Source organism: Algoriphagus iocasae (genome assembly GCF_014206875.1).
In the GTDB taxonomy this organism is placed as follows: domain Bacteria; phylum Bacteroidota; class Bacteroidia; order Cytophagales; family Cyclobacteriaceae; genus Algoriphagus; species Algoriphagus iocasae.
The window spans coordinates 1-11,247 of the sequence record NZ_JACIJO010000007.1 but is presented as its reverse complement, the minus strand read 5'-3'; the positions used below and the strand labels follow the sequence as shown (position 1 = coordinate 11,247).

Genomic DNA, 11,247 nt, shown 5'->3' with positions numbered 1-11,247 from the left:
AATAATGACAATCAAAACGATATATAAACCTTTTCTGGGATTAGCCTTAAGCAGTCTACTCCTAGTCGGATGCAATGAGGATTTTCTGGATGTCGTCCCAACAGATAGGGTTTCGGATGCTTCCATCCTTTCAGATTCCACCCTGTTTGAAGCTTATGTAATCAACCGGTATCTGGGAGTCCGATTGACAAATAAAGAAGGGGACGGAAATCTGCCAGGATTTGGGCGTGGCTTTGAATATGCCATGTGGAGTTCCCTGACAGATGAGTCCATTTACAATAACGATGACAATACCTGGTTCATCCAGCAGGGACAACTTTCACCGCAAAACACTGGCATTGCAGGAACTTTTTGGGGTAGATCCTATAGAAGTATCAGGGAAGTAAACTACGCGCTGACCAATATTGGGGAACTGGAAATGAGTCAGACCGGGAAAGACCTATTGATAGCAGAGTTGAAATTTATCCGTGCCTTTAGATATTTTGATCTGATCAAAAATTATGGTGATGTGGTATTGATGGGTGATAAAGTCGCACAATTGGGAGAAGATTTTACTGATCCCTCCTACTATGAAAGAGCACCTAAAGAGCAGGCCATTGCCTATGTGATTCAGGAACTTGAAGAAGCGATCAGCGGCTTACCTCAGAACAACAGCGGCACATGGAAGGAAGGCAGGGCTACCAAAGGCGCCGCAATGGCATTAAAATCGAGGTTATTGTTGTATGCAGCCAGTCCACTCTATAATGATGGCGGATCAGACATACAAAAATGGCAACAGGCAGCCCAAGCAGCCAAGGATGTAATGAACATGGGACAATATAGTCTGTACCAAAATGGATACAGCGAGTTGTTTTTAACTCCACAGAGCAATTCTGAAATCATCTTTGCAAGGTATTACAATATCAACTCAAGGCATACAGCCTTAGAAATTGCGAATGGTCCAAACGGCTACGATGGATGGGGAGGAAATGTCCCTCTTCAGAATCTGGTGGATGATTATGAAATGATGGACGGAACTCCTTTTGACTGGAACAATCCGGAGCATGCAAACGCACCGTATGAAAACAGGGATCCCCGGTTTTATCAGAGCATATTATATAACGGTGCCCCTTATAGAGATCGGACCGTCGAGACCTTCCTACCCAATGGTCGCGACAGTCAAGGCGGACCTTCCAATTGGAACACCAGTAAATCAGGTTATTACCTACGAAAATTCATTAACGAAGACCTACCCATCAGAAATCCTTGGGAAGTTGCAGGAACGCAAAACTGGATTTACTTTAGATACGCGGAAATTCTCCTGAATTATGCGGAAGCACAAAATGAAGCTGTAGGACCTGATGCCAGCGTCTATGAGGCAGTGAATTCCATTAGAAGTAGATCCGGTGTCGAAATGCCTCCATTACCTGCTGGCCTTAGCCAAGAGGAGATGCGTGAAAAGATCCATCATGAGAGAAGAATTGAACTTGCATTTGAGGAACACCGCTACTATGATGTGAGAAGATGGATGACTGCTGATGTGGTGGAAAACACTCCTGCGTATGGTATTGAAATCTTAAAAGCGGATGATGGCACCTTAACCTATAATCGAAAAGTCTCACTCAATGGAAAGAAATTTGAACAGCAACATTATTGGCTTCCAATACCACGCTCTGAAATTTTAGCTTCCGATAACCAGTTGGAACAAAACCCAGGTTATTGACTTTAAAAGAGGGAAACTGGGCAGTTTCCCTCTTTTCTAAAAAATATGAAAACAAATAAAAAAATTAGATCAGAATCAGCCAAGGCTCTTTTTCTAGTTTGGGCGTTGAGTATTCTCTTTGCTTGTCAGTCATCAGGGCAGGAAAATCAGGATCAGGAAATCCCATTCAAATCAATTGAAGTCAATTCTCAAAGCGATCTGGAATATCAGACCATTGAACATTTTGGGGCTTCGGATGCATGGGCTGTGCAGTTCGTGGGTCTATGGCCAGATCAAAAAAGAAATGCCATAGCGGAGCTTCTGTTTAGTAAAGAAATTGACTCAAAGGGAAAACCAAAAGGGATTGGCCTTTCTCTATGGAGGTTCAATGTCGGGGCTGGAAGTGCACAACAGGGAGAAGATAGTGGAATTAAAGATGAGTGGAGAAGGGCAGAATCCTTTATGGAATTGGATGGAAGCTATAATTGGAACAGACAATCAGGTCAGGTTTGGTTTGCCCAAAAAGCTAAAGAACACCAAGTTGAAAATCTATTGATCTTTTCCAATAGTCCACCTGTATCCATGACCTGTTCAGGGAAGGCATTTGCCTTGGAGGGAAAATCCAATTTAGCCGAAGCAAAGCATGGATTATTTGGAAATTACTTAGCCCAGGTCATTTTGGGCTTACAAGAAAAAGGACTTCAGATAGATTATGTGAGTCCGGTAAACGAACCTCAATGGGATTGGTCAGACGGAGGTCAGGAAGGAACACCATTTTGGAACAAAGAAATCTCAGGAATCGTGAGATCCTTGGATGCTGCATTGACAGCTAAAAACCTGGAGACCAAAATAGATATTGCCGAAGCAGGAAAGTTAAATTATCTCTATGAACCATCCGATAAACCTGATCGGGGATCACAGGTAAAGGAATTCTTTCAGCCAGAATCTTCCAATTACTTAGGTAATCTTTCCCATGTCAGTCAAAATATTTCAGGACACAGTTATTTCACTACCTCACCATTTGAAAATGCAGTTCAATTGCGTGCGAATCTCAACAATGAAATCAGCACGATACCGGGTCTTAAGTTCTGGATGAGCGAATATTGCATTTTAGGTGACAATGAAGGTGAAATCAACGGCAGCGGAAGGGATTTAGGAATTGATCCTGCCTTGTATATGTCCAGGGTGATTCATAATGATTTGACAATCGCAAATGCAAGTGCATGGCACTGGTGGCTGGCTATTTCTCCTTATAACTACAAGGATGGACTTGTCTATGTTGATAAACAAGAGGAAGACGGTAACTTTTATGAAAGCAAAATGCTCTGGGCTTTGGGAAATTTCAGCAGGTTCATCAGACCCGGTTCAAAAAGAATCGCTGTGAATGTAGGAAATGAAAACCATCAATCACCGGATCTGCTTGTTTCCGCCTACCGAACCCCAGCTTCAGAAAATAATTTGGTCTATGTCTTTGTCAATTCCGGAATCAAAGAAGTCCAGGCAACAATTTTTGAAAATAAAAAGCCTGTTTCGATTCAGCAGATCTACGTAACCTCCAAAAACAAAAGTCTTGAATCAGTTGGATTGAATGAATCAGAAGACAAAGTCACTATCCCGGCTAGATCCATTGTAACGGTTTTGGCAGATTTATAAATGGAACTTCAAAAAAGCAGAAAAAATTAACAGATAGATTGGGTACCAAAAAAACCAGGATCAGGTGATTCTGGTTTTTTTATTTCTTTGCCATAAAGTACCAGATATCAAAACTTGCAACAGGCGTATTCTTTTGTCTTTTTATGATCAATCTTTCATGGCCTTTTAATCCTTTTTAGGGTGCCTTTCAGTCAATTCAATTTTACATAAAAATACCTGAAAGAAATCTGTTTTTTTATTATTTGAAAAGCTCGGATAAAAATAAGTCAAGCCGAAAATTAACTTTATCTTTTTTAGTTTTGATTATTCCATTTGCCAATCTATGACCTTAACCGCAGAAAACATTCTCCTGATCAGTTCACTGCTACTTTTAGCTGGTGTACTTGCCAGTAAAACTGCCGGAAAAACCGGTATTCCCATGCTGTTGATATTCCTGGGAGTTGGCATGTTGGCTGGTTCCGACGGGATTGGTGGTATACGTTTTGACAATCCTCATATCGCCCAGTTTCTGGGAATTATTTCACTTACTTACATTTTATATTCAGGAGGTCTTGATACAAAGTGGCCAAGTATCAAACCTGTGTTGAAGCCTGGAATTACATTATCTACCTTGGGGGTTTTACTTACCAGCCTTAGCTTGGGAACTTTCGTATTTCTGATCACCAAGTTAGGGTTTCTTGAAAGCCTGCTGCTTGGCGCAATTGTTTCTTCTACCGATGCAGCCGCAGTATTTTCTGTTTTGCGGGCAAAAAGCATAGGATTAAAAGGCCACTTGAGACCCTTATTGGAGTTGGAGAGCGGTAGTAATGATCCGATGGCTTATTTCCTCACTGTATCCTTGCTTGGACTGATCACTTTGGAAACCGGATCCATTTGGGAAATCATTCCTTTGTTCTTTATCCAAATGTTGGTAGGCGGTTTCTTGGGCTGGTTATTTGGCAGAGCTACAGTCCTATTGATCAATAAAGTTAATTTAGATTTTGAAGGATTGTATCCTGTGATGTTGCTGGCTTTGGTGCTCATCACCTATACCTTTGTTGATTTACTTGGAGGCAACGGTTTTCTGGCAGTGTACATCAGTGCGATCACTGTGGGCAATGGCAAAATGGCCCATAAGAAAAGTTTGATGAAGTTCTTTGATGGAGTTGCCTGGCTGATGCAGGTCATCATGTTCATCACATTAGGTCTTTTGGTTTTCCCCAAACAACTTATCCCCGTTTCAGGAATTGCAATTTTAGCAGCATTATTCTTGATTATGGTCGCAAGGCCTTTAGGGGTTTTCATCTCCCTTTCTTTTTTCAAATTCAAGCTTAGGGAAAAAGTGTTTATTTCCTGGGTGGGACTTAGGGGTGCTGTTCCAATCGTATTTGCAACTTTACCACTCATTGCCAACATAGAACAATCGGGAATCATATTCCATATGGTTTTCTTTATCGTACTTGCCTCGGTTGCTATCCAAGCTACCACCCTACCATTGGCTGCAAAACTTTTGCATCTGTCTCTCCCGGCTTCTCTAAAGAAAAGATCGATGTTGGACTTAGAACTTTCCGATGATTTTAAAAATGCCATTCTGGAAATCCAAATACCGAAGAACAGCCACATAGAAGGAAAAAAAATCCTAGAACTGGGTTTCCCGAGCTCCAGTTTGATCGTTTTGGTGAAAAGGGATGGCAAATTCATTACGCCAAATGGGCAAACAGAATTAAAAGCGGAAGATGAGTTGATGATAATGATGGAAAATGAACATCAGGAAGAAGAAATCAAAGCTTTGTTGTTTGTCTAACAAGAGGTTTTCAGGCCATCAAACTATTCCTGATAAAAGATGTTCCATCAGCAATACACTCCCCCAATTTCCATGATCTCTCTCAAAATCAAATTCCATTCAAGGGGATTTCTTATCAAAAAATACTAGTTCTATTAGCCTTGCCATTCCATAGAATTATAAAATGACATTGTTCCATGAAAACGAATATCAATCATCTCATTATTATAAAAAAAGGTTGCCTTCCGATGCAAGGCAACCTCTCTGGGAAAACAGGTTTTCAATCAAAACCTGATCTTATAAATCCCTCCTGCTCCTGGAGCCAGTTCTTCTCCAGTGTTTGGATGGACAGGAGTCTGGATCAAAACATAGACATCCCCATTCTTATCAACCACCATACTCTTATATGCACTCTCCTGCGATCTTACATAGTAGGTGGTTCCTCCATATTCAAAGGTTTGTTTGATTGAAAACTCACCTACCTTTTGGAAGTTTCCGCTCCCACCGGTCTGTATTCCGAGGGCATAATGAAGTTTTGGATAGCTGGTGGCCCCAACATTAGCTCCATCTTTTGCCGTAGCAGCCAGTACGTAGAAATTGGAATTTCGATAATCCATTCCGATCAACCTCGTGTAGGTATCAAATTCAATAGGTTTTAGTTGATCCTTCCAACTGATAAAATCACTGATATCATCTCCATTTCCTTCGATGTATTTGGCATCGTTGATTGTCCTTTTGGAAACATATCGGTATTTATCCCCTCCCATTCCCAGAAGAAAAGTAAAATTCCCAGCATCCTCATGAAGGATTTTTCGGTCAGTGAACTCAGCATTGTAGCTAACTAAAGCATAACCAGGACCTGGAGAAATAAACTCTGGCAAATAAATCCTGTTATTGGTGCCCACAAACATTCCTAAAGGATCTGCACCATTGTTGATTTTGTGATCGCCGAGCATTTCTGGAGACTTAGAGGAAACATTAAATTTAAAGCCATTTTTCACCTCACTGATCATAAAGGTCGGATTCTTCAGTCCATACAATACATCTCCTTTTGGGTACAATGCCATTGGCAAGGTTAAAAAATTATACATGTTCAAATCATTTTTATAAATGGCACTTTCCTGATCGGCAAGCTTTGTGACAGCATTAGTGGAAAGATCTATGGACAAAAGTGCACTTGCCGTGACTGCATACATAATGTTTTTATCAGGATCGATTTGAATATTCCAAATAGCCCCATATTCGTTGACATTACTAAGCACTTCTTCAAAGCTTAGATTTCCACTGACAAGCTCAAAAATCTGATCCACAGGAAGTCCTTGAGTTGGTTGTTTTTCCACAATTTGCAATTCGGGTCCTTCTACAGATGCTTTACCAATTCTAGCAACATTGATTTTTCCGGTTTTTGCACCTTCTGGAATTTTTACGGTCAATGAAGTCAATGAAGCAGCTATTATTTCCATTGGTTTATCTCCGGTTTTGACTTCCATTAAGGTCTTGTCAATATCAAAATGAAGTCCTGTGACCATAAGCTCCTCACCTACTTTGGCAGATTCTTTATTGATTGAAGTGATGACAGGTTCGTAAAAAAACATATTACTTTCGGCTGTCGCTCCAAGAACAGTCAATGAAAATTTGCCATGCTCCCCTGACTCTGGAATGCTGATCTTAATTTCCGTGGCCGTAGCAGAAATTGCTTCAACCGCAAGATCATTTAACATCAGCTTATTCTCTGACTTCAGTGCGCTGAAACCTGTCCCTTTGATAGACATCTCAGTACCGGCACTGGCATAATCCGGAGTAATACTTTCAATTGACAATGTAGAAGTAGGATTATTGATCTGGGATTTTGGTTTGGTGTTATTCTTATAATCAGCGACAGTGAAAGTCCCGCTGGAGGTAAAGTTGTTACCCTCCTTATCCTTAAAAATCAAATCCCAAATCACAGTGACATTGGCACCTTCTATCTTCATTTCCAGTGAACCGGAAATTGCAAAGAAAGTATTCGTACTGTTGAGATACTTGACGAAACTTGACAAACCAACTGCAGTTCTTTTGTTTTCGGCCTCTGAGCTATTTTGAGCAACCAGCCTCAATCCATCAGAAGAATAGCCCATCACTGCCGGAAAAACCTGAGAAATAGTGACAGTTCCGCTTTTGACTTCATCCAGAAAAAAAGTCAGTTTTTCGTTGTTGGGAATCTGTGCACTGACTTCCAAAGCACCGGTTTCATCGCCTTCATCCTGAAAAAAGGTCGGAAGAATTGAATTTGATTTAAGATCTAAAGATTTACTGTTGATTTCCCCTTTTAGACCAGTTTCAATACCATCAATCGGATTCTGAGATCCTGGGTCATCTTCACAGGAACCGAGAAAAAGCATTGCCAAAATAAAGCTTGATAAAAGATGTCGTTTCATAGAAATACTAATTTGAGTCAACCTGGAGCTCCAGGATTAAATTTTGTCCAAAATTATTTTCTAACTAAATCTTAAAACATACGGCATCTGCCTTACTTTTCCAGTAGGAATGGCTATTCATCATCGAGGATTAATAGAAGTAATTTCTTTGGAATGAAAACAGGATGCTATACATTCCATTAAGCCAATTAAAAATTATCAGCTGTCCGGATCTAGAAAAAATTTCTGAAATCCCGCAGTAATATTGGGACAAGTTCATGTCCGTCAGGGAAATCCATTTAGCGCAACGTTTGCCGAAAAACTGGTTGCTGACTTCTGTTCCCTAAAGCGAATAAGTACCAATTGAGGAACAATTCCAAAGGACAAGAAAATAGAAGATTGAAGTTTTCCGTCCCTCGATTCTCTGATTTGGTCACAATTATTTTTATAAAGCAAACATCAAACTTAGTATTGGCATGGAACTAAAATATTAAATCATGCTTGACAATTCTATTTCATTACTATTGAAGTCCATCAGTCTTTCCCTGTTTCTTGTTGTTTCAGCAAGCGGACAAAACAAAACTGACTATCTAACTAATCAGGAAATCAAAAATGACCTGGGTTATCTAGATCAAATCCTGCAAGATATTTCTTCCTATCAGGGACTGAATGGATACGATTACAAAAGAGATTTTGAAGCATATTTGAACCATATTGAGAAACAAGATCAGATTTCTAAGTACGATTTCGGCTTGTTCCTTTCACAAACTATCGGAAAAATCGGAGATAGACATGCATACATTGATGGATACGAATCCCGCGATGAATTCTTTATTCCTCTGGCATTTGCTCCATACCATGGACGGATTTTGGTGTTGAATTTTGATGAGCAGAAAGAAAGGTATGCATTCTATCATGCTGAATATCCCTATCTAAAATCCATCAATGGAACTCCGGTCGAACGCATTCTTTCCAAAGCCCTTCCAAATGATATCCTTGCTCCAAAAAGTTCCTATTTCACCCGGGCTACCCGGGAATTAAGGGACATTGACAAAGTATTTGCAATCCTAAAAAAAGAGCTTCCCAATCCCTTACCAATCACTCTCAGCAATGATTCAGGAAAATCAAAAGAGATCTATCTTGACTTGGTTCCCAGATCAGAAAGACCCAAAATCTGGGATGAACGATTCCATTTGGATAATTTCTTCCTGACTGATGAAGAAGCGAACAACCCTGAAATAATCAATCAGTTTTTTTCATTGAAAGATCAAATTGCTTACATCCGTTTGGTAACTATGGTGGATAAAGAAGATAGTCCAGGATTTATTTCCTATTTCAACGAGTTTATGGCCAAGGCCAAATCTAGTCAAGCTATGATCGTGGATGTGCGGGATAATGGTGGTGGAACCCGGGATATGATACAGGAACTGGCGGGCTATTTCATCCATCCTGATTCGGTATATGTTGTTAATGCGACCAAACAAAGGGGGAGATTGCCTTTAAGTGATGAATTGAAAAGTGAGCTGAACACCCGCTACTTATTTTCCAATCAGCAACTGAATGAGGAGGAACAAAAGGCAGTGGACAAATTTTCCAGGACCTTTCATCCTATGTATCAACTGGACAGGAATAAGTATAGCGAGTACTACTATTATCTATTCAATGGCAGTAAGCTCGCAGCAGGTAAATACCATTACAACAAACCCATTTATATCCTTTGCAATGAACGGTCTTTTAGTGCTGCATCTGTATTGGTATCAGTCTTCAAAGGCTTACCCAACGTCCAGATTGTAGGAACCAATACAGATGGTTCAAGTGGCAACAGTGAACGTTTTGAATTGCCGCATTCCGAATTGCGGGGTAAAATAAGCACCATGGTATCTTTTCAGAAAAACGGTAATATCCTGGATGGTATTGGTACCTCACCCGACATCCTGATCGAGCGGAATCTTGATCAGATTTTCATGAAGGAAGATTATCAGTTAAGGAAATTGAAAGAACTGATCCAATCAGGAGATGAAATGAGGGGGAAGAGAATTCCATTACTTTAAATTTAACTAATAAGCTCCACTGCAGAAAAGTGCACTGAACTAACTAGGCAAGTTTTAGCATATCAATGGACTACTTTCTCAATTAAAATTAAAGCTTGTAGCGTAGCATTTCTAAAAGAATTTACAAAATCAAATACACCTTTGGATAAGTCACCCCGTTGTGGTGTACTCAAATACTTCAAGAGATTGATTGGGGTTTAACTTACCGGCCGCCTCGCATCCAGAAGCATTTATTTCCCAAACGACTTTCGTTTCGGGATTGAAATATTTCCCTGTCTAGATCCCCCTAGCAATCTAGATCCACCTCATATTTGTGCTAAAGCTGGAATAGCTCAAATTGCCATTTAAGAGATATAATCGCGATGAATACAAGAAAAATCAAAATATTACTGGGTTCATTTTTCCTCGGAATTATTCCTTATCAACTCAAGTGCAAATTCCATTTGCGTATCTCTATGGTATAAGTAATCCTCATAAGTCTGAGAAACTTCATAATCAGGAATGATCCCCCTATTATAGAATTGATTGGACTTTTCAGGAACATCCTGCTCTAGATTGACCACAGAAAAGGAAGTTTCTATCTTAGACTTTGGTAAAATATAAGCTAGAGAAGTGTGACCATTATGTCCATAATAACCTCCCATGGTCTCTTCACCGATTACGGTAGTATTGGCATTTCCTGCTGCCATGGCTGCGAACAAACTTCCCGCAGAAGCTACCGCCGGACTGATTAATAAATAAACATTTCCTTCAAAGACATTTTTATTAGGCTCTCTGACTAGATGATCATCGCTTAGGGGGCCTTGGTAGAAGTGATTGTTCTGTTTTATATAAAAATCTTCCTGAAACATGGTATTATACCCTCCCATCAGGAATGGCCTTAAAAATCCGGGAATTCCTGAGTCTAAATAGCTGAGGTAGGGAATTTTTTCAAAGCTAATCCAAGCCTGTTTATTTTCCTGGAACCTTCTTGGTGCGAAATATGAATAGGTTACCAGATCATTTGGATCGGTTCCACCACCATTTTGGCGTATGTCCACTATCATATTTTTGATACCGTATGTCTTGACTGCAGAAAAAACACTGTCCAGAAAAGCCAGGTATGTTTTGTGTTCTTGAGTGGATTCGTTCCCCATACTAAAGGTATAAACCGTTAGAAGTCCTGTTGAGGAATTTACCTGTTCGTAGTTGTATTTCTTTTCATCCTCTAGATCCTCATAGTATACCTGGTCAAACGGTTTGGAATACCTGTTCCTGAAATGTCCATAGTATTCCGTATAACTGACACTTTGGAGCGTCAATTTTTCCTCAGAAGGTGAATTTTGCCTCCTGAAAGTCACCTGAAATTCTTCCTGAAGCCCATAATTAAACCTGTAGTATTTTGAAAAATGGGTTCTTATCCCAATCCTTTTTCCACTTGTATTTTGCCCGTCCGTGGTATAATACTTGTAAACGTTTTGAATGATTTGGGAAAATGGAACCCCGTTTATTTCAATGAGTTCAGCCCCAAGAGGAATTTCATTGCCCTGGTAGTTAATGATCCACTTACCGTCAATCCATTTGACAGGATATGGGAAATAACCATAGCTTTCCTTTCGAAGGGCATCAAGATATTCTTATGGATTAGGCAAGGGTTATATTGTAATTTATTTCATGTTTTCTTTTGTCTCGGATCAGGGCAAAAATCCTGTTGATGAGTTTCGC

The 11,247-nt window shown here is 40.0% G+C and carries 6 protein-coding genes; 4 read left to right on the top strand and 2 right to left on the bottom strand.

Annotated elements, in window-relative coordinates:
* The first annotated feature begins 4 nt into the window (after nucleotides 1-4).
* The 3 genes from FHS59_RS22815 (at nucleotide 5) to FHS59_RS22805 (ending at nucleotide 5,117) form a co-directional block, all read left to right on the top strand.
* A complete protein-coding gene (locus tag FHS59_RS22815) occupies nucleotides 5-1,702 on the top strand; it encodes a RagB/SusD family nutrient uptake outer membrane protein (RefSeq protein WP_184498653.1) in 1,698 nt (565 codons plus the stop codon).
* 45 nt (nucleotides 1,703-1,747) lie between these two features.
* Entirely contained in the window at nucleotides 1,748-3,334 is a 1,587-nt protein-coding gene (locus FHS59_RS22810) for a glycoside hydrolase (RefSeq protein ID WP_184498651.1), read from the top strand.
* A gap of 322 nt (nucleotides 3,335-3,656) precedes the next feature.
* On the top strand, nucleotides 3,657-5,117 hold the full coding sequence (locus FHS59_RS22805) for a potassium/proton antiporter (protein ID WP_184498649.1): 1,461 nt from the start codon (nucleotides 3,657-3,659) through the stop codon (nucleotides 5,115-5,117).
* Between the two features lie 263 nt (nucleotides 5,118-5,380).
* On the opposite strand, the gene FHS59_RS22800 is transcribed toward FHS59_RS22805, so the two are convergent.
* On the bottom strand, nucleotides 5,381-7,513 hold the full coding sequence (locus tag FHS59_RS22800; RefSeq protein WP_184498647.1) for an IPT/TIG domain-containing protein: 2,133 nt from the start codon (nucleotides 7,511-7,513) through the stop codon (nucleotides 5,381-5,383).
* Nucleotides 7,514-7,989: 476 nt separating this feature from the next.
* Here FHS59_RS22800 and FHS59_RS22795 point away from each other — a divergent pair, with 476 nt between their 5' ends.
* Entirely contained in the window at nucleotides 7,990-9,543 is a 1,554-nt protein-coding gene (locus FHS59_RS22795; protein ID WP_184498645.1) for a S41 family peptidase, read from the top strand.
* A gap of 395 nt (nucleotides 9,544-9,938) precedes the next feature.
* Here FHS59_RS22795 and FHS59_RS22790 read toward each other — a convergent pair whose 3' ends face one another.
* Nucleotides 9,939-10,844, bottom strand: coding sequence for a S41 family peptidase (locus FHS59_RS22790; RefSeq protein WP_221444570.1), 906 nt, complete (start codon nucleotides 10,842-10,844; stop codon nucleotides 9,939-9,941).
* Nucleotides 10,845-11,247: the final 403 nt, after the last annotated feature.

Coding starts and splice junctions, on each gene's coding strand:
- FHS59_RS22800 (WP_184498647.1), bottom strand. CDS start 7,513: ATGAAACGACATCTTTTATCAAGCTTTATTTTGGCAATGCTTTTTCTC.
- FHS59_RS22810 (WP_184498651.1), top strand. CDS start 1,748: ATGAAAACAAATAAAAAAATTAGATCAGAATCAGCCAAGGCTCTTTTT.
- FHS59_RS22815 (WP_184498653.1), top strand. CDS start 5: ATGACAATCAAAACGATATATAAACCTTTTCTGGGATTAGCCTTAAGC.
- FHS59_RS22795 (WP_184498645.1), top strand. CDS start 7,990: ATGCTTGACAATTCTATTTCATTACTATTGAAGTCCATCAGTCTTTCC.
- FHS59_RS22805 (WP_184498649.1), top strand. CDS start 3,657: ATGACCTTAACCGCAGAAAACATTCTCCTGATCAGTTCACTGCTACTT.